The sequence below is a fragment of the Streptomyces sp. NPDC056160 genome (assembly GCF_042268205.1).
Classification (GTDB): Bacteria; Actinomycetota; Actinomycetes; order Streptomycetales; family Streptomycetaceae; genus Streptomyces.
This window is the reverse complement of record NZ_JBHJUW010000024.1, coordinates 19,462-37,633: the sequence shown is the minus strand read 5'-3', so window position 1 is coordinate 37,633 and position 18,172 is coordinate 19,462. Positions and strand designations below refer to the sequence as shown.

The following is an 18,172-nucleotide window of genomic DNA, read 5'->3' as shown; positions in this document are numbered from 1 at the left end:
GGCAGTAGCACGAAGCGGCAGGGGGCCTCCTGCGCCGCCCCCGGCGAGAGTCAGTCGTCCAGCCGGACCGGCATCAGCAGGGAGAACGTGTCCTCGTCGTCGGGGCGGCGGATCACGAGGGGGGCCGTGGGGGCGCTGAATTCCAGGAGCAGTTCGTCCCGGGCGCCGGCGGTGAGGGCGTGGAGCAGGAACTCGCGGTTGAAGGCGATGCGTTCGCGGGCGTCCTCGGTGTCCTCGGCGTCCTTGCAGAGGGACACCTTGCCGTCGTCCGTCATGCCGAGCACGCTGAGGTCGTAGGCCACGCCGTCCTGTTCGCGGACCTCGCTCCCGTGGACCGGGCCGGTCTCCAGCGCCTTCCGGAAGTCCGCCACGTCGACGACGGCGCGACGCCCCGCGGGCAGGTCGACGAGGCGGCGGTAGTCGGGGAAGTCGTGCTCGAGGCACTGGCCTGCCGTCTGGCGGTCGCCCGTCTCCAGCGTCAGGCGGCCCGCGTCCACGGCGAGGTGGGCGGGTTCGTCGCCGCCGAGCAGCGCCCGCATCGCGTCCACGAGCGGGAGGGGTGCGATGACCTGCGTGCGGGGGCCTTCGTGACCGGTGGTGCGTGCCTGCGCGACAGCCATCCGGTAGCGGTCGGTGGCCACGACGCGGAGCGTCGCGCCCTCGATGTCGAACAGGACTCCGCAGAGCATCGGCAGCTCCGGGTCGGTGCCGGCCGCGAAGCGGACCGCGTCCAGCGCGGCGGCCAGGTCCGGCGCGGGAAGGGCCAGCCGGACGGTGGTGGTGCGCGGCGAGGTCATCGGGTTCTCCCGGTGGTCGAGTTGGGTCCGGAGCGCGGAGAACTCGCTGCGTGCGTCGGACAGGCCTGCTTCGAGGCGGCGCAGGTGCGTCTGCAGCAGACCCCGCACCAGGTCCGTGTCGGCGCTGGACCAGCCGGCCAGCACCAGGCGGATGTCGGCGAGCGGCATGCCGGCCCGGCGCAACCGGGCCAGCACGGCGGCCTCGGCATACTGCTCGGCGGCGTACCAGCGGTAGCCGCTCACCGGGTCCACCCAGGCGGGGACCAGCACGCCGGCACGGTCGTAGAACCGCAGCGCGCTCACGCTCAGCCCACTGGTGCGGGCCATCTCCCCGATGCTGTACATGTCGTTCTCCACACGAGGACCTTCATGCCTCGACCATGTCGAGGGTCAAGCCCGCAAGAGTCCCGCCAGCCGACGGTACGAGTCGAGCAGCGCCTCGCGGTCGTACGTGCTCGTGGTGACCAGTACCTCTTGGGCGCCCGTCTCCTTCAGTACCGTCTCCAGCTCGTCCTCGACCTGGTCCGCCGTGCCGGCGAGGTGCCCGGTCAGACCGGTCTCGTAGTAGCCGCGCTCCTTGGCGGTCATCCGGGCTGCCTCGACGCGTTCGGCGGGCGGCAGGGGCGGGAACGTCCCGTGGGTGCGGGCGTGGGCCATCGACCAGGCCTCCGGGAGCAGGAGCCGGCGGGCATCCGCTTCGGTGGCGGCCACCGCGATCGCGCCGGAGATGACGACGTACGGCTCCGGCGCCCAGGGGGAGGGGCGGAAGTCGGTGCGGTAGCGGTCGATGCCGCGCAGCATCTTCTCGCGGTCGCGCAGGTCGCCGATGACCATGGGCAGGCCCGCGCGGGCGGCGATCCCGGCGCCCTCGCCCATGGCCAGCACGAACGGCGGCACCCGCAGACCCTCGGCGGGCCGGGCGTGCGCCCCCGTCGCGGACGTGCCCTCGAACCAGCCGAGCAGTTCAACCAACTGGGCCGCGAAGTCCTCCGCGTCGTCCTTGTCGCGGCCCAGCGCCCGGCGTACGCCGTCCGTGAAGCCGACGGAACGGCCGAGGCCCATGTCGACGCGGCCGGGGTACAGCGACTCCAGGACGCCGAACTGTTCGGCGACGACCAGGGGGCGGTGGTTGGGGAGCATCACCCCGCCGGTGCCGACCCGGATCGTGCGGGTCGCGGCGGCCACGGCGGCGGCCAGGACGGTCGGCGCGGAACCGGCGACGCCCGGCACGCCGTGGTGCTCCGAGACCCAGAACCGGTGGTAGCCGAGCCGCTCCGCCTCCTGCGCCAGGCGCACGGTGTCCCGCAGGGCCTCGGCGGCCGGACGGCCCTCCCGGGTGCGGGAGCGGTCCAGGACGGAGAAACGGGTGGACTCGATCAGGGCATTCACATTCGGTTCAACGCGGCAGAGCGCCCGTGATTCCCGCTCAGCCGGGCGGGGCTCCAGGCTCCGGGCCCCAGTACTCCGGACCGACCCCGCGCCAGTCGATCAGCGGGGAGACCGAGACCTCCACGGGGTCGACGTCGAGACCGGCACGGCGCAGGAACTCGGCGACGTCCGCGACGCTGTACGCCAGCCCCAGGATCTCGCCGTTGACACGGACGCGCCGCCCGCCCGTGGGGGAGGGCGGGTGCACGGTCACGGGCAGTGCTCCGGACATGTACCCAGCATCGGGTGCGAGGCGCGGGCCCGCATCCGGACCGGTCCGTCCGACCCCTCCACGTTCCGCCGGGAAGACCCTAGGGTGAACGGCGTGACGGACACCAGCAAGCGGCCCCTGGCCGTGTTCGACCTGGACAACACCCTCGCCGACACGGCGCACCGGCAGCGCTTCCTGCAGCGGCGGCCCCGGGACTGGGACGCCTTCTTCGCCGCCGCGACCGAGGACCCGCCGATCGCCGAGGGCGTGCGGCTGGCCCGGGACAGCGCGGACGAGTGCGAGGTCGTCTACCTCACCGGACGGCCCGAGCGGTGCCGCCGGGACACGCTCGACTGGCTCGCCGCCCACGGACTGCCCGAAGGGGACCTCCACATGCGGCGTGACGACGACCGCAGGCCCGCCCGCAGCACCAAGCTGGAGATCCTGCGGCGGCTGGCCCGGGACCGGGAGATCCGGGTGCTCGTGGACGACGACGAACTGGTGTGCCAGGACGCCGAACAGGCGGGTTTCCGGGTCCAGCTCGCCCGGTGGACGGCTCCCTCGGCCGAGCTGGCGGACGCGCAGGAGCGGGAGGGGCGGACCTGAGACCGGGTGTGGGGCCTCGGCCTCAGCCCGCCTCCTCGATCCGGAAGCCGACCTTCAGGCCCACCTGGTAGTGCTCGATCTGCCCGTTCTCGATCTGGCCCCTGACCTGCGTGACCTCGAACCAGTCCAGGTTGCGCACGGTCTGCGAGGCGCGGGTGATGGCGTTGCGGATGGCGTCGTCGACCCCCTGGTGCGAACTGCCGACGATCTCGGTGACCCGGTAAACGTGGTCGGTCATGATGCGGGTGCTCCTTACGCGGGCGACGCCGGCGGTGGCGCCGGACGGCGGGGACGTCACGTCGGGCGGTGACACTCCGTGAGAGGGGCGTCACACCTCACTCCACGGTGCCGCATACGGCGCCCGCGCGCGAGATGTGTGCGGATCGTGACCCTGCGGACACTTGACCTGCGCATTGGTCCATACCAAAATCCCAGACGCCCGTACGAGCCCGCTGCTCGGCCCCCCACGTCGGGATCTTTCCTGTGCACCTGACAGAACTGGACCCCTCGTGAGACGTCGCTTCCTCGCCCTCGTCTGTGTGCCCGCCGCGCTGGCCAGCGCCTGCGGAGCGCTGCCCGGCAGCAGTTCCGGCGGACGGCAGACCGTCACCGTCTGGCTGATGAAGGACAGCGCGTCGCAGGACTTCCTGCGCCGCTTCACGGAGGACTTCGAGCACACCCACAAGGACCTGCGCCTCGACATCCGCATCCAGGAATGGACCGGCATCGGCCCCAAGGTGCAGGCCGCCCTCTCGGGCGACGGGAAGGGCGGCCCCGACGTCGTCGAGGTCGGCAACACCCAGGTCGCCCAGTACGTCGAGGGCGGCCGGCTGACCAACCTGACCCTGGAGTCGATGCGGGACTGGGGCATGCAGCAGTGGGTGCCGGGCCTGGCCGAGCCGGGACAGGACAACTCCGCCCAGTACGGCATCCCCTGGTACGCCGCCAACCGCGTCGTCGTCTACCGCAAGGACCTGTTCGAGAAGGCCGGCATCAAGGCGCCGCCGCGCACCCGCGCCGAGTGGCTCGCCGACACCGAGAAGCTCGACACCGGCGGCAACCAGGGCATCTACCTGGCCGGACAGGACTGGTACACGCTCTCCGGCTTCATCTGGGACGAGGGCGGCGACCTCGCCAAGGAGAACTCCAACGTCTGGAAGGGCACCCTGGCCACCGCGGCCGCCCTGCGCGGCATGGACTTCTACCAGCGGCTGCAGAAGCTCGGCGACGGGCCCGTCGGCGCCGACGAGGAACACCCGCCGCAGGCCGGGGTGTTCGCCGCGGGCAAGGTGGCGCAGATCGTGGCCGTGCCGGGGGTCGCCCAGGCCGTCGTGCAGAAGAACCCCGCCCTCAAGGGCAAGTTGGGCTTCTTCGCGGTGCCGGGCAAGAGCGCGGGCCGGCCGGGCACCGTCTTCACCGGCGGCTCCGATCTCATCGTGCCGCGCAACACCGGTGACCGGGACGCGGCCGTCGCGGTCGTCGCCGCACTCACCGGCGCCAAGTGGGACACCGAGCTGGCCCGCACCATGAACTACGTCCCCAACAAGACGACGCTCGCCTCCGCGGTCGCCGGCGAGGAGGGAGTCGCGGCCATGGCGGCGGGCGCCGCGCACGGCCGAGCGACCCCCAGCACCCCGCAGTGGGCCGCGGTGGAGGCCGACAACCCGATCAAGCGGTACATGACGAAGGTGCTCAGCGGCGGCGACCCGCGTACCGAGGCGTGCCGCGCCTCCCAGCGGATCACCGAACAACTGGCGCCCGGCCTGGGCTGATCGCCGGGCCCGCCCGGGGCCGCCGGCAGGTCCGCCCGCCCGGGATCGCACGCCCGGGACCGCCCGCCCGGGACCGCCCGCCCGGGGCGGCCCGGCCGGGACCGGTCGGCCCGCCCCGAGCGCACGAGGCCCGACGCACGGCACGCTCGGCGCAGGACACTCTCACCGGTCGGCACGCTCAGCGCAGGTCACCCTCAGCGTGCGCCGCTCACCGCACCACGCTGAGCGACAGCGCGAAGCGGCCCTCGCGGTCGGTCCACCACCGGGTCAGGTCCAGCCCCGCGGCGGCCAGTTCGGCGCTCACCCCCTCCCGGCGGAACTTCGCCGAGACCTCGGTGCGCATCTCCTCGCCCGCCGCGAAGTCGACGGCGAGGTCGAGGGCGGGCACCTTCACGGTCTGCGCGGTGCGGGAGCGCAGCCGCATCTCGATCCATTCCTCCTCGGGGTTCCACAGCGCCACGTGGTCGAAGGCGTCCGGGTCGAAGTCGGCGCCCAGTTCGCGGTCGACGACCGCCAGCACGTTCTTGTTGAACGCGGCGGTCACCCCGGCCGCGTCGTCGTACGCCCGTACCAGCACCGCCTCGTCCTTGACCAGGTCCGTGCCGAGGAGCAGCGCGTCGCCGGGGGAGAGCAGCGCGCGCACGCCCGCCAGGAACGCCGCGCGTTCGGCGGGCAGCAGGTTGCCGACGGTGCCGCCGAGGAACGCCAGCAGCCTCGGGCCGGGGGTGCCGGGCAGGGTGAGCCCGGCGGTGAAGTCGGCGATCAGCGCGTGCACGGTCAGCCCGGGGCGTTCGGCGGCCAGCGCCCGCCCGGCCTGGCGCAGCGCGCTCTCGCTGACGTCGACGGGGACGTAGGTGTGCAGGCCGGTGAGGGCGTCGAGCAGGTAGCGGGTCTTCTCCGAGGAGCCGGAGCCCAGCTCGACCAGGGTGCGGGCGGGCAGGGCTGCGGCGATCTCGCCCGCCCGGCCGGCGAGGATCTCGCGCTCGGCGCGGGTCGGGTAGTACTCGGGGAGTCCGGTGATCCGCTCGAACAGGTCACTGCCGTGCGCGTCGTAGAACCACTTCGGCGGCAGCGCCTTCGGATCGCTGGTCAGGCCGTGCTGGACGTCGGCGCGCAGTGCGGCCGCCGTGGCGTCCTCGGGCAGGATGCGGGTGACGTGGAACGGGCTCACGTACGGGGCTCCTCGGCTCGGGCGGACGCCAGGTCCCCGGCGGGGTCGCCGAGGCCGGGGTCCTTGAGGCTGGGGTCCTGGAGAACGGGGTCGTGGTCGTGGCTGCCGGGGTCCTTGAGGCTGAGGTCCTTGAGCGGGGTCAGCAGGACGTCCGTGCGGTGCGCCGCCAGCAGCGTGTGGTCGGGCACCTGGCACCAGCGCGCATCGTCGTCGTACGGCTCGGAGGCCACCACCACCGACCCGTGCCCGGGTTCGGCGAGGTACCAGAGGCTGTCGCCCCAGGCGGTCGCCGTGATCGTCTCGCCGTCGGTGAGCAGCAGGTTGAGCCGGGAGCCGGGCGCCGCCCCGGCCACCTCGAGGACGGTGTCGGCGAGGGCCTGGGCGGGTGCGTCGCCCGCGCGCAGCCGGGCCAGCACCAGCGCCCACACCAGCGCGGAGTCGTTGCGGGCCTCCAGCGCCAGCAGGTCCTGGGGCGGCAGCGTCCGGGCGGCCCCGGCGAGCGAGCCCGGCCAGCCGGTCACGGCGCCGTTGTGGCTGAACAGCCACCGGCCCGCGGCGAACGGTGCCGCCGCGGCCTCCGCGTCCGCGCCCGCCAGGGTCGCGTCGCGCACCGCCGCCAGCAGCGCCGTGCTCCGCACGACCCGGGCGAGGTCGGCGAAGGACAGGTCCGCCCAGATCGGCCCGGCCCGGCGGTAGCGGGCCGGCACGGGGTCGCCGGCGGCGTACCAGCCGACCCCGAAACCGTCGGCGTTGACCGTGCCGTACCGCTGCCGGCGGGGCGCCCACGACTGGCGGTACAGGCCGTGCGGCGGCTCGACGAGGGCCCGGCCGAGCGGCTCCTCGGGGCCCAGCCGGGCCAGGTGACGGCACATCAGTACTCTCCCGGCCGGGCGGAGCGGGCGGTGCGGAAACCGGAGAAGATCTGTCGCCGGACGGGGTAGTCCCAGTTGCGGAAGGTGCCCCGGCAGGCCACCGGGTCCACGGCGAACGAGCCGCCGCGCAGCACCTTGTGCTCCGGCCCGAAGAACACCTCCGAGTACTCCTTGTACGGGAACGCGGCGAACCCCGGGTAGGGCAGGAAGTCGCTCGCCGTCCACTCCCACACGTCACCGATCAACTGACTTACGCCGAGGGGCGATTCACCGGCCGGGTAGCTGCCTGCCGGGGCCGGGCGCAGGTGCCGCTGGCCGAGGTTGGCGTGCTCCGGCGCCGGGTCCGCGTCCCCCCACGGGTAGCGGGCCGAGCGGCCGGTGGCCGGGTCGTGCCGCGCCGCCTTCTCCCACTCGGCCTCGGTGGGCAGCCGCCGCCCCGCCCAGCGGGCGTAGGCGTCGGCCTCGTACCAGCACACGTGCAGGACCGGCTCGTCGGGCGGTACGGCCTCGGTGGCGCCGAAGTGCCGGCGCAGCCACTGTCCCCCGTCGCGGCGCCAGAACAGCGGGGCGGTGATGCCGTGCCGCCTGATGTGGGTCCAGCCGTCCGGCGCCCACCAGCGTGCCTCGTCGTACCCGCCGTCCTCGATGAACGCCAGGTAGGCAGCGTTGGTGACCGCGGTGGTGTCGATCCAGAACGGCGCCACCTCCCGCACGTGCGCGGGCCGTTCGTTGTCCAGCGCCCACGGCTCGGTGGAGGTCCCCATGGTGAACGGGCCGCCGGGCACGAGGACTTCGGGCGGCCCGGTGAACGGGGGCGCCGGCTGCGGGTCGGGCGCGGTCAGGGCCCGCGGGCCCCGGCGCAGCTGATGGGTGATCAGCATCGTCTCGTCGTGCTGCTGTTCGTGCTGCGCGATCATCCCGAAGGCGAAGCCCGCCTCGGTCAGCCGGGTCCCGTGGAAGTCGGCGGCCTCCAGCAGGTCCAGCACCCGGCCGCGCACCTCCGACGCGTACGCGCGGGCCTCGGCGGGCGCCAGCAGCGGCAGGGAGGGGCGTTCGGAGCGCGGGTGCTCGAAGGCGTCGTAGAGGCTGTCGATCTCGGGGCGCATCGCCTCCCGTCCGGCGACCGTGCGCAGCAGCCACAGCTCCTCCTGGTTGCCGATGTGCGCGAGGTCCCACACCAGCGGCGACATCAGGGGGGAGTGCTGCGCGGTCAGGTCGGGCTCCTCCACGCAGCCGGTCAGCAGCGTGGTGCGGTCCCGGGCGGTGGTGAGCGAGGTCAGGGCACGGGCGCGCAGCGCCTCGGGGTCGGTCCCGGCGCCGGGCGTCGGACCGGGCGCCGCGTGGGGGGCGGGGTCGAGCGCGGGGTCGGTCATGAGCGGAGGTCCTTCCCGTGGGTGCGGCGGTCCCGGCCGTCCAGTCGGTCGAGCAGGTCGTCGGCGGGGCAGCGGCCCCTGCGGACGTAGCGGTCCAGGTACGTCGTGACGGCGTCCGTGACCGCGGGGGCGGCCCCGAGCCGCGGCAGGGCCGCCAGGGCGGCCTCGAAGCAGGTGACGGCCGCCTCGCGCAGCTCCGGGTCGGCGAGCCCGGAGCGGGCCGCGTCGACCCACAGCGGGTTGTGCGGCGCGGGCCTGCCCAGCGCCCGCTCGGCGAGCGGCTTGACGGTCCGGTACGCGCTCTCCGCGGCCTCCGGGTCGTCGAAGAGCGCCGCCGTCACCGCGAGCGGCACGATCCATCCGTCGTCGCCGGGCTGCGCGTCGATCATGCGCAGTTCGAGATGGCCGCGCGGCCTGACGGGCGGGAAGAGGGTGGTGAGGTGGTAGTCGAGGTCCTCCCTGGTCGGCGGCCTGGGCCGGCCGGAGCGTATCCAGTCACGGAAGGTCAGGCCCTCGGGGACGTGCCACGGCCCGTCGTCGCGCCGCACGCACATCACCGGCGCGTCCAGCACGTGCCGGGCCCAGGCGGTGCGGGGGGAGCCGTCGAGCGGGGGAGCGCCCGCCCGCCCCGGGCCGATCTGCGTCCACAGCAGTTGCCGGGTGGAGCGCCATCCGGTGCGCCGTCGGCCGAGCAGCGGGGAGTTGGCGAACGCGGCCACCAGGACCGCGCCCAGCTGGTGTGCGAGCCACCAGCGCCGCACGTGGCCGAGCGGTCCCGGCTCCTCGTGGCCGGCGTCCAGGCACACCTGCACGGAGGCCGAGGTGCACATCATGTGCCGGCCGGCCGGGCCGCCCCGGTCCAGGCAGGCCTCCAGGGCGTCGTAGCGCCGCTCGCGCAGGAACCGCCGGGGAGTGTGCCAGGGATCGTGGCCGAGACCGACCAGACGCAGGTCGTCGGCGGCCAGTACGGCACGGACGCGGTCGAGGTCCGCGGAGACGGTGCCGACACACTCCGTCAGGGAGGCGGCGGGCGGCGAGCTGAGTTCCAGCTGGCCGCCGGGTTCGACGGTGAGCGCCGATCCCAGGGGCACGGTCCGCAGGGCGGCGTAGGCCGCTTCGAGACGTTCGGGGGTCACGGGGAGCCGCGGCGAACGCAGCTCGTGGACCAGCCATTCCACTTCCACGCCGATGGTGCGGGGCGGTCCGGTCTTGAAGCAGATGCCGCTGACCAGCGCCTCGACCTCGGCTTCGGAGACGGCGGTACGGGGCTCCGTACAGCCACTTGCCGAATCGGACATGTCGGGATCCTCCTGAGATTCCACCATGCCACCGGCCCGGGATCGATGGTCCGGGACGGTGTCGCACCGTCCCACCCAAGTCCCTGCGACCGATTCGCACAAGGGTGCAGAACGGGACAATCGTGCCCTGGAATCTCAGTTTCCGCGATGTTTCCCGACGCTTCACGGCGTTCCCCGCAGGCCGCGCGGCACCGTTCGGCACCTGTCGGACGGGGAAATCCCGTTGCACCGGGGGTCCCGGATCGCTCACGATGCGTACATGAACACGGGGGACGCCGCGCGGGGCGCGGTCGTGGCGCTCGCGGGGGTGGCGCCATGAGCGCGCGCCTGCGCGGCATCGCACAGCAGACCGAGCAGATCGTCATGGCCGGGGCCTACCGGCGGGGCGACGGCGGCGAGGTGCGCCTGGCCGCGGCCGTCGGTGCCGCCCGCGCGGGCACGCGCGTGCACGGGCCCGGCCCGGTCTCCGTGCCGCCGTGGGTACCGGCCGGGACGACCGTCGAGGTCACGGGCGAGAGCAGCCTGGCCGCGGCCCGGCGGCTCACCGGCCCGGTGGCCGTCCTGAACTTCGCCTCGGCGCGCAATCCCGGGGGCGGCTACCTCAACGGCGCGCAGGCCCAGGAGGAGGCCCTGTGCCGCGCCTCCGCGCTCCACACGTGCCTGCTCGGAGCCAGGGAGTTCTACGACCATCACCGGACGCACCGGGATCCGTTCTACTCCGATCGGGTGATCCACTCGCCGGCCGTGCCCGTTTTCCGCGACGACCGCGGCGGGCTGCTGGACGAGCCGTACACCGCCGGCTTCCTGACCGCCGCCGCCCCGAACGCCGGGGTGGTCCTGCGTGACACACCCGAGCGGGCGGACCGGCTCCCGGGCGCCCTGGCCGTCCGCGCCGAGCGGGTGCTGGAGACGGCCGCGGCGCACGGCTACCGGCGGCTGGTGCTGGGGGCCTGGGGGTGCGGGGTGTTCCGCAACGACCCCGCGCAGGTGGCGGCGGCATTCCGGGCGCTGCTGGGGCCCGGCGGGCGGTTCGCGGACGCGTTCGAGTGCGTGGTGTTCGGTGTGCTCGACCGTACGCCGGGCAGCGCCGTCCGGGCCGCGTTCGCGCGGGCGTTCGCCTGAGGCGAGAGTACGGCGGAGGTGGCTCCGCCGCGCCCTGGGCCTCCGGCGTCAGGTCCAGCCGTACCGCTCCCGCAGCCGTCGCACCACCGAGTCGAACCGCATCCGGTCCAGCGCGCACGCCTCGCGCCGCATGCCGTCCTCGTGCAGCCGCAGCACCCGGTCGACGGCCACCCAGGACTCGCGCCCGGCCCGGTCCCAGGGGCCGCTGCCGATCCCGACCCACTCGCGGTCCCGGTCATGCGCCTTGCTGGACAACTGGACGGCGAGCAGCGTCCCCGCGCTCTCCCGGGCCACCACGAGCACCGGACGGTCCTTGCCCCGGCCGTCGTTCTCCTCGAAGGGCACCCACGTCCAGACGATCTCCCCGGGGTCCGGGTCGCCGTCGTGCGCCGGCGCGTACTCGGTGCGCACCCGGCCGACCTCGTGCGGGTCTGCCTCCGTCGTGGCGGCGGGGCCGAAACGGCCGGGAACGAGGGGCGCGTCGGACGAGCCGGCCGTGCCGGAGGCGTCGGGTTCATCGGTGAAGGCAGTCACGCAGGCACCCTAGTGGTGCCGTCGAGAGCGGAGCCGGCCGGCCGTCAGGAGCCTTCCGTGCGCGACCGGATCCGCATGCCGGGACGGCGCCGGTGCACGGTCAGGTAGACGAGCCCGTCGGGGCCCGCCCCGATACTGCGCGTGGAGCCGTGCGGCAGCCAGACCGTCGCGCCCTCGGCCAGGTCCCGGGGCTCCTCCTGCGGGCCCGCGCCGAGCGTGCCGCCGCCGCGGACGACGTACACCAGCACGTCCAGGTCGGGTTCGGCGTGCGGCGCGACCCGCGCGCCCGGGGCGAGACGCACGAGATTGGCGTCGAGCTGACGTCCGCTCTCCGCCAGCTTCCACAGCACGGCCGCCGCTGCCGGCGGGTCCTCGGCCAGGGACCGGGCGTCGCACAGGACGCGCGGCCCGGGCGGCCCGGCCCCCTCGGGACCGGTGTCGTGCGCGGCGGACGACACCATGGTGCACCCCTCTCCCTGCGGCTTCGATACATCGCCTACGATTGTTCCATGTTCGACCGGTGAAAAATCACCGCAGGTGGGAGGGGGTGCGCCCGGGTGCCCGAGAGGCGGGTGGGTGAACGTCGGCGCGAGGTGCTGGACGTGCTGCGCTCGGCCCCCGTTCCCCTGGGTGCGGCGGAGACCGCCGAGCAGATCGGCGTGCACCCCAACACCGTGCGCTTCCACCTGGACGCCCTGGTGGCCGAGGGGCTGGCCGAGCGGCGCACCGAGGCCCCCGACGGCTCGGGCCGCCGCCGCCCGGGTCCGGGACGCCCGCGCACCGTGTACGCCGCCCGGCCCGGCATGGACCGCGGTGGCGCACGCGGCTACCGCCTGCTGGCGCGGATGCTGCTCGGCGAGCCGGCCTCCCGCGGCCCCGAGGCCCGGGACGCCGCCGTCGAGACGGGCCGGGCCTGGGGCCGCCGCCTCGCGAAGCCCCTCCTGCCCGAGCCGCCCGAGCCGTCCGGTTCGCCCGTCCCGCCGGTTCCGCCCCTCCCGCCTGAGCCGTCCGGGCCGGGGCCGACGGCTGCCGATTCGGCGGACCGGCTGGTCGCCCTGCTCGACGACCTCGGTTTCGACCCGGCCCCCGAGGGGCGCGACCGGGGCGGACCGCCGGAACGGATCCGGCTGCGGCACTGCCCCTTCCTGGAACTGGCCGAGGAGCACGGCCAGGTGGTGTGCCCGCTCCATCTGGGGCTGATGCAGGGCGCGTTGACGGAGCTGGGCGCCCCGCTGACCGTGAGCGGCCTGGAGCCCTTCGCCACCCCCGGCTCCTGCCTGGCGCACCTGGCCGCCCACCCGGCCGTGACGTCCGCCGTATGACGTGAACAGACCCGGGCCCGTCGGCCCGGGTGGAAAGGCAGCACATCGATGAACACCCCCTCGGCGGCCACGGCGAGCGCGGTCACCTTCGTCTGGCTCGGCATGGTGCTGGGCATCTCCTTCCTGGAGGCGCCCCTGAAGTTCCGTGCGCCGGGCGTGACCATCCCCATCGGCCTGGGTATCGGCCGTATGGTCTTCCGGGCGCTGAACCTGGTGGAGGCCGCGCTTGCGGTCGTGGTGATCGTCGCGGTGGCCGTGGGCGGCGCCCCGGTCCCGGTCATCGCCCTGACGGCGGCCGTCGCCGTGCTCCTGCTGGTGCAACTGCTCTTCGTCCGCCCCCGGCTGAACCGCAGGTCCGACCGGGTCCTGTCCGGCGCGGAGCCGGTGGACGGCCCGCGTTCGCACGACCATCTGGTCTACGTGGCCCTGGAGACCGTCAAGGTCGGGGTCCTGATCGCGCTGGGGATCGCCCTGCTGACGGTGTGAGCCGGCCCGCGCGCGACTGCCGCCGACGCTTCGGGCGGGCCAGCGGCGGGTAGGGGCTCGCACTGGCGGCCTGGACGACACGGCCCAGAAGGGACGTGGGCAGGGCCCGGCGGAGGGGGAGCCGATGAGCGGCGAACTGGTGCGGTTCGACCTGGGCGAGGGGTCGGCCGGAGTGTACGTCGAGATGGCCGACGACGATCCCGGGGTGGAGCGCGCCCGGCGGCGCGGCGGCGGGACCCGGGCGGAACCGGTGGACGGGTTCGAGTCCGGTCTCGATCAGATCCGCGATGTCGCGGGCCGTACCCTGCGGCGGATCACGGCCATGCCGGCCCCGCCGTCCACGGTCGAGCTGGAGTTCGGGGTGAAGTTCAGTGTGGAGGCGGGCGCGGTCATCGCCCGCACGGGTGTCGAGGGCCACGTGAAGGTCAAGGTGGTCTGGGAGAAGAGCACCCCCGGACAGCAACACCAGCAGGACGACGACGAGGACGGGGATGACGACGACGGGGGCGCCGGAGCGGGTGCTGCGGGGCCGGGCGCGGGCGCCGGTGGGGGTCAGGCGCCCGGTGTCAGTGCGCCATCGGATCCGTCGACTTGACCGGCACGGAGTCCGCCACGGGATCCGCCACCGGATCCGCCTCGGGTGGCTCCCGGCGCACGGGAGCCACCACCGTGCGCTGCGTCTGCGCCGTCACGCCCACCACAGGCACCGGTTCCTTCACCAGGTCCGGCACGTCCCCGACCCGCTCCAGCTGGCTTCGGTACAGCGTCGTGCCGCCGGTCACGGCCTGCGCGCACAGCACGGCGAGGATGCCGGGTCCCAGCAGCGCGGCGTCCCCGAGCATCTCCGCCACCATCACCAGCACCCCGAGCGGCGCGTTGGCCACCGAACCCAGACAGGCCGCCATGCCCACCGCCACCGGCACCAGCGGACTGTGCGGGGCGATGCCCAGCGGCTCGGCGAGCCGCCACAGCGAGGCACCCACACCGGCGCCCACCACCATGCCGGGCCCGAAGATGCCGCCGGAACCGCCCGAACCGACCGTCAGCGCCGTACCGGCGATCTTCGCCAGGGGCAGCACCAGGACCACGGCCAGCGGCAGGTCCAGCAGCACCTGCCGCTGCGTCACCGCCTCCATGAGCCCGTAACCGGTGCCCAGCACGCCCGGTACCAGGAGTCCGAGCCCGCCCACGAGCAGCGCCCCGACCGTCGGCGCCGCGATCCGGGACAGCAGCCCGCGCGCGCGTGCCTCCACCCGCAGGTGCACCGCGTAGAAGCAGGCCGTGTACAGCCGTCCGGCACCGCCCGCCACCACACCCACCACGGCCACCAGGGCGAACCCGCCCACGCCGCCCACCGCCTGCCCCGCGTGGTGGCCCAGCACGGGGGTGAACCCGAAGCAGGCGCCGAACATCAGCCAGCCCGAGACGGAGGCGATCAGCGCCTTCGGCAGCACCCGCGCGTCCATGCCGCGCCGGTGCAGCATCTCCGCCCCGAGCAGTGCCCCGCCGAACGGTGCCCGGAAGATCGCGCCCACCCCCGAGGCGAGTCCGATCACCAGCGCGGTCTTGGCCTGCTCCCGCGACATGCCGGTGCGCCGGGCGATGACGGAGCCGAACGCCGCCGAGATCTGCGCCGCCGGCCCCTCCGTGCCGCCCGAGCCGCCCGAGCCCAGCGTCAGGGCCGACGCCACGAGTTTGACCACCGTCACGCGGCCCCGCATGCCCGTCGGGTCGTGGTGGGCCGCCGCGATGGCCGCGTCCGTGCCGTGGCCGCGCGCCTCGGGGGCCAGCCACAGGGCGAAGACGGTGGCGGCCAGGGCGCCGCCGCCGGCCACCAGGGGCACGAGCCAGGGCCGGTCGGAGGCCTCCAGCTCCAGGAATCCGCCCTCCGCCGTCGTGCGGTAGGGCCGGTAACCGGCCACTGATTCCAGCAGCCAGCCGGTGCACAGGTGGAGCAGTCCGAACAGCGCCGCCGCGCCCAGCCCGGCCACGGCGCCGATGAGCACGGCGGGCACGACCCAGCGCGCCTGCGAGTCGTCCGCGCCGTCCACGGGCAGGAGCCGAGCGGTCAGAGACCGTAAGGACCAGCGCCGTGCACGTTCCTCCGTACCATGCGCCCCCGCTTTCACCCGCATACTCCCGCCACCCGACAGCGTCCCCCTCGGCAAGGGTGACGGGAGACCGGTCGCAAGGTCAACCTCGCAGCTCCGAACGGGGGATGACGGATCATCAGCGTACTGACACCCCATCGCACAACCGTCCAATACACCCCAGCGGAACCGGTCGGTCACGCCCGAATCACGGGCTGACCTGCCCACGTTCCTCTGGTTATCCTCAAAGTCGGATCAACGGACAGTCAGCAGGCGGTGGCGACAGGGGGCTGAGGCCGATGCCGAGCGGGGCCGGTGAGCGTACGGCGGACATGCCGGATCTGACAGGGCTGCCCCTGGAGGACATTCTGGAGGGCACCGACTCGGCGCTGTCCGCGGCACTGCGCCGCGTCCTGGGCCACCTGGCGGGCGAGGAAGCGCCGGTGGCCGCCTACGATTCCGGAGGCGACACCGCCGAGGGGCCGCGCCGGCTCACCACCCCCGCCCCGTGACCCCGGCCGACCGCGCCCCGCACGGCCGCTGGCCCGACGACCTCCTCGACGTCGCCGCCCTGCGCGCCGCCGGGACCCGCCCCCTGCCCTTCCGGGAGTTCGTCGTCAAGGTGCACAGCCGCTGCAACCTCGCCTGCACGTACTGCTACGTCTACGAAGCCGAGGACCAGCACTGGCGGGCCCAGCCGCACACCATGTCCCCGGACACGGCCGCACAGGTGTGCCACCGGATCGCCGAACACGCCGCGCAGCACCGCCCCGAGTCCGTGCGCGTCATCCTCCACGGCGGCGAACCACTGCTCGCCGGAACCGGCCTGCTGCGCGCCATCGCCCGGACCCTGCGCGCCGGGCTCCCGGCCGGGACCACGGCCGAAGTCGTCGTCCAGACCAACGGCCTCCTCCTCGACGACGCCGTGCTGCGCCTGTGCCACGAGGAGGACGTCAAGATCGCCGTCAGTCTCGACGGCACCGCCCGCACCCACGACCGCGCCCGCCGCGACCGCGCCGGACGAGGCAGCCACGCCCGGGTCGCCGCCGCCCTGCGCCGCCTCGCCGCCCCCGAGCACCGCGACGTGTGGGCCGGCCTCCTGTGCACCGTCGACGTCACCGCCGACCCGCTCGTCACCTACGAGCACCTGCTGTCGTACGACCCGCCCGCGCTCCGCCTCCTGCTGCCGCTGGGCAACTGGACGGCCCGCCCGCCGGGCCGCACCGCCGACCCCGCCCACACCCCCTACGGCCAGTGGCTCGCCACCGTCTTCGACCGCTGGTACGGCACCCCCGGACCACCGGTGCGCATCGCGTTCTTCGAGTCGGTCCTCGACCTCCTGCTCGGCGGCGTCACCCGCACCGAGACCATCGGCGGCGCCCCCTGCCAGCTCGCCGTGGTGGACACGGACGGCGCCCTCACCCTCTCCGACCAGCTCAAGTCCGCCTACGAGGGAGCCGACCGCAGCGGCCTCGACGTCCACCGCCACCCCTTCGACGCGCTCCTGGACCACCCCGGAGTCGTGGCCCGCCAGCTCGACGCCCGCGCCCTGGCGCCGCCCTGCCGCGCCTGCCCGGTCGGCGCCGTCTGCGGCGGCGGCCACTACCCGCACCGCTACCGCGCGGACAACGGCTACCTCAACCCCTCCGTGTACTGCCCCGACCTGATGGCACTGATCCGGCACGTGGCCGACGTCCTGCGCGCCGACCTCGCCCGAGCCGCCGGGGCCCGCCGTTGACGCACGACCACCGGGCCGCCGCGCCCGCACCCCCGCTGACCCTGCCCCCCGGCCTGTGGCGCCGGCTCGCGCGCGGCACACCGGACCCCGCCACCGTGCGCCTGCTGCGCACCGCCCGCGCGAGCCGCAACCTCCTGCTGCTGCGCGCCCTGAACGACGACCCGCGCGGCGGCCCCCTCCGCGACCGCGCCCTCGCCGTCCTGACCGCCGTACGGCACCGCTCGCCCGCCGTCCTCGACGCGCTGATCACCGACCCCGCCGCCGGAACCCTGCTCGCCGGGGCGGTACGGGAGGGCAGGCCCGACACGGTCGCCGCCCTCGCCGCGGCCGCCGGGCACCGCGCCCGCCTCCCCTTCCGCCTGGACGTCCCGGTCCACGACGGCGCCCTCCACCTGCCCGGACTCGGCCACGCCGCCCTCGCCCCCGACACGAGCACCGCGCGCGTCGCACGCGGCCCGCACGGCACCACCGTGACCGCCCTCGGCCGCCGGACCACCGTCCCCGCCGCCCTCACCGTCACCGTTCCGGACACTCGGCACGCAACCGCGCCCGGCTGGACCCCACTGCCGCACCTCACCCTCCCGGGCCCCGGCCCACGGCTGCGCATACGCCTCGACACGCACGCCTCCCTGAACGGCCCGGGCCCGCCGCCACCGCCCGAACCCGCTCGGTGGCGGGCCCGGCTCGGCGCGGCCTGGCAGCACCTCGCCGCCCGCCACCCCGAGCGGGCCGACGCGGTACGCGGCACCGTCCGCGCCGTCGTCCCGCTCGGCCCGCTCGCCCCGGGGGTCCCCGCCGGGGCGCCCGGCCGCTGGCTGAGCGCCTCCTTCAGCGACGCCTTCGGCCTGGTGGCGCTCGCCCCGCTGGACGACCCCGCCGAACTCGCCGCCGCACTCGTCCACGAGACCCAGCACTCCCTGCTCTACGCGCTGCAGGACCTCACCCGGCTGCTCCACGCGCCGCCCGGCGCGCGCGGCCACGCCCCCTGGAGCGGGCGGTCCCGGCCGCCCTCGGCCCTGCTCCAGGGCGCCTCGGCGTTTCTCGTGACGGCCGCGTTCTGGCGCACCGAGGCCGCCCTGGGCGACCCGGCCGCCCGCGCCCCGTACGAACGGTGGCGGCGCACCGCCCGGCTGGCCGCCGGCGAACTGGAGCGCGGCGCCTGGCTCACCGGGAACGGCCACCTGCTCCTGCACGCCCTGCGGGACGTCCTCGCCGAATGGGAGGCAGCACCGCTCTGAGAGCTGCGAACAAAAGTGGGCCCCGGCTGGCGGCGCCCGGCACGCGCCCTCGCCGCGTTGCCGAAAGGCCCTGGTAGCTCCGCTACAAGGACCTCCCGGCGCCTTGCGATCGCA

At 74.8% G+C, this 18,172-nt stretch carries 20 protein-coding genes; 9 read left to right on the top strand and 11 right to left on the bottom strand.

Features of this window, described 5'->3' with window-relative positions; genetic code table 11:
* Nucleotides 1–50: 50 nt before the first annotated feature.
* Genes ACFC02_RS11695 through ACFC02_RS11685 form a run of 3 tightly spaced genes read right to left on the bottom strand, consistent with a single transcriptional unit; the run spans nt 51 to nt 2,457 of the window.
* Entirely contained in the window at nt 51–1,154 is a 1,104-nt protein-coding gene (locus tag ACFC02_RS11695) for a MerR family transcriptional regulator (protein ID WP_376355458.1), read from the bottom strand.
* Between the two features lie 33 nt (nt 1,155–1,187).
* Nucleotides 1,188–2,186, bottom strand: a complete 999-nt coding sequence (locus tag ACFC02_RS11690) for an LLM class flavin-dependent oxidoreductase (RefSeq protein WP_376355456.1) — start codon at nt 2,184–2,186, stop codon at nt 1,188–1,190.
* A 37-nt stretch (nt 2,187–2,223) separates the two neighbouring features.
* Nucleotides 2,224–2,457: a hypothetical protein gene (locus tag ACFC02_RS11685; RefSeq protein WP_360971511.1), complete on the bottom strand. Its 234-nt coding sequence runs from the start codon at nt 2,455–2,457 to the stop codon at nt 2,224–2,226.
* 93 nt (nt 2,458–2,550) lie between these two features.
* Between ACFC02_RS11685 and ACFC02_RS11680 the strand changes: the two genes are divergently transcribed.
* A complete protein-coding gene (locus ACFC02_RS11680; RefSeq protein WP_376355453.1) occupies nt 2,551–3,042 on the top strand; it encodes a hypothetical protein in 492 nt (163 codons plus the stop codon).
* A gap of 22 nt (nt 3,043–3,064) precedes the next feature.
* Here the strand turns inward: ACFC02_RS11680 and ACFC02_RS11675 are convergent, their stop codons facing one another.
* Nucleotides 3,065–3,280 carry a dodecin gene (locus ACFC02_RS11675; protein ID WP_037859267.1) on the bottom strand — a complete coding sequence of 72 codons (216 nt, stop codon included), beginning with the start codon at nt 3,278–3,280 and terminating at the stop codon, nt 3,065–3,067.
* Between the two features lie 271 nt (nt 3,281–3,551).
* On the opposite strand from ACFC02_RS11675, the gene ACFC02_RS11670 reads away from it, so the two are divergent.
* The gene (locus ACFC02_RS11670; protein WP_376355450.1) at nt 3,552–4,814 is read left to right on the top strand and encodes an extracellular solute-binding protein; all 1,263 of its coding nucleotides are present in this window, start codon (nt 3,552–3,554) and stop codon (nt 4,812–4,814) included.
* A 208-nt stretch (nt 4,815–5,022) separates the two neighbouring features.
* Here the strand turns inward: ACFC02_RS11670 and egtD are convergent, their stop codons facing one another.
* The 4 genes from egtD to egtA are packed head-to-tail and all read right to left on the bottom strand — an operon-like array spanning nt 5,023 to nt 9,528.
* Nucleotides 5,023–5,985 (bottom strand): L-histidine N(alpha)-methyltransferase, encoded by a 963-nt coding sequence (gene egtD / locus ACFC02_RS11665; protein WP_376355448.1) that lies wholly within the window; start codon nt 5,983–5,985, stop codon nt 5,023–5,025.
* Nucleotides 5,982–6,857 (bottom strand): ergothioneine biosynthesis protein EgtC, encoded by an 876-nt coding sequence (egtC, locus tag ACFC02_RS11660; protein WP_376355446.1) that lies wholly within the window; start codon nt 6,855–6,857, stop codon nt 5,982–5,984. Before egtC ends, egtD begins: the two co-directional genes overlap by 4 nt.
* Complete coding sequence (gene egtB, locus ACFC02_RS11655) at nt 6,857–8,230, bottom strand: ergothioneine biosynthesis protein EgtB (RefSeq protein WP_376355444.1); 1,374 nt, start codon at nt 8,228–8,230, stop codon at nt 6,857–6,859. Before egtB ends, egtC begins: the two co-directional genes overlap by 1 nt.
* Entirely contained in the window at nt 8,227–9,528 is a 1,302-nt protein-coding gene (gene egtA / locus ACFC02_RS11650; protein ID WP_376355442.1) for an ergothioneine biosynthesis glutamate--cysteine ligase EgtA, read from the bottom strand. Before egtA ends, egtB begins: the two co-directional genes overlap by 4 nt.
* A gap of 315 nt (nt 9,529–9,843) precedes the next feature.
* Here egtA and ACFC02_RS11645 point away from each other — a divergent pair, with 315 nt between their 5' ends.
* The gene (locus ACFC02_RS11645; protein WP_376355440.1) at nt 9,844–10,650 is read left to right on the top strand and encodes a TIGR02452 family protein; all 807 of its coding nucleotides are present in this window, start codon (nt 9,844–9,846) and stop codon (nt 10,648–10,650) included.
* Nucleotides 10,651–10,698: 48 nt separating this feature from the next.
* Here ACFC02_RS11645 and ACFC02_RS11640 read toward each other — a convergent pair whose 3' ends face one another.
* Together ACFC02_RS11640 and ACFC02_RS11635 are read right to left on the bottom strand one after the other, a co-directional pair.
* A complete protein-coding gene (locus tag ACFC02_RS11640) occupies nt 10,699–11,184 on the bottom strand; it encodes a type II toxin-antitoxin system PemK/MazF family toxin (RefSeq protein WP_376355438.1) in 486 nt (161 codons plus the stop codon).
* Nucleotides 11,185–11,228: 44 nt separating this feature from the next.
* On the bottom strand, nt 11,229–11,645 hold the full coding sequence (locus tag ACFC02_RS11635; RefSeq protein WP_376355436.1) for a cupin domain-containing protein: 417 nt from the start codon (nt 11,643–11,645) through the stop codon (nt 11,229–11,231).
* A 111-nt stretch (nt 11,646–11,756) separates the two neighbouring features.
* On the opposite strand from ACFC02_RS11635, the gene ACFC02_RS11630 reads away from it, so the two are divergent.
* The 3 genes from ACFC02_RS11630 to ACFC02_RS11620 all read left to right on the top strand — a co-directional run bounded on the left by ACFC02_RS11630 (nt 11,757) and on the right by ACFC02_RS11620 (nt 13,587).
* Complete coding sequence (locus ACFC02_RS11630; protein ID WP_376355434.1) at nt 11,757–12,506, top strand: helix-turn-helix transcriptional regulator; 750 nt, start codon at nt 11,757–11,759, stop codon at nt 12,504–12,506.
* A gap of 48 nt (nt 12,507–12,554) precedes the next feature.
* The gene (locus ACFC02_RS11625) at nt 12,555–12,992 is read left to right on the top strand and encodes a hypothetical protein (RefSeq protein WP_376355432.1); all 438 of its coding nucleotides are present in this window, start codon (nt 12,555–12,557) and stop codon (nt 12,990–12,992) included.
* Between the two features lie 124 nt (nt 12,993–13,116).
* Nucleotides 13,117–13,587: a CU044_2847 family protein gene (locus ACFC02_RS11620; RefSeq protein ID WP_376355430.1), complete on the top strand. Its 471-nt coding sequence runs from the start codon at nt 13,117–13,119 to the stop codon at nt 13,585–13,587.
* On the opposite strand, the gene ACFC02_RS11615 is transcribed toward ACFC02_RS11620, so the two are convergent.
* On the bottom strand, nt 13,559–15,043 hold the full coding sequence (locus ACFC02_RS11615; RefSeq protein WP_376355429.1) for a chloride channel protein: 1,485 nt from the start codon (nt 15,041–15,043) through the stop codon (nt 13,559–13,561). The genes ACFC02_RS11620 and ACFC02_RS11615 overlap by 29 nt on opposite strands.
* A gap of 371 nt (nt 15,044–15,414) precedes the next feature.
* Between ACFC02_RS11615 and fxsA the strand changes: the two genes are divergently transcribed.
* Genes fxsA through ACFC02_RS11600 form a run of 3 tightly spaced genes read left to right on the top strand, consistent with a single transcriptional unit; the run spans nt 15,415 to nt 18,058 of the window.
* Nucleotides 15,415–15,594, top strand: a complete 180-nt coding sequence (gene fxsA, locus ACFC02_RS11610) for an FxSxx-COOH cyclophane-containing RiPP peptide (RefSeq protein ID WP_360971472.1) — start codon at nt 15,415–15,417, stop codon at nt 15,592–15,594.
* Nucleotides 15,591–16,820, top strand: coding sequence for an FxsB family cyclophane-forming radical SAM/SPASM peptide maturase (locus tag ACFC02_RS11605; protein ID WP_376355426.1), 1,230 nt, complete (start codon nt 15,591–15,593; stop codon nt 16,818–16,820). Before fxsA ends, ACFC02_RS11605 begins: the two co-directional genes overlap by 4 nt.
* On the top strand, nt 16,817–18,058 hold the full coding sequence (locus ACFC02_RS11600) for an HEXXH motif-containing putative peptide modification protein (protein ID WP_376355424.1): 1,242 nt from the start codon (nt 16,817–16,819) through the stop codon (nt 18,056–18,058). The genes ACFC02_RS11605 and ACFC02_RS11600 overlap by 4 nt, the downstream gene beginning before the upstream one ends.
* Nucleotides 18,059–18,172: the final 114 nt, after the last annotated feature.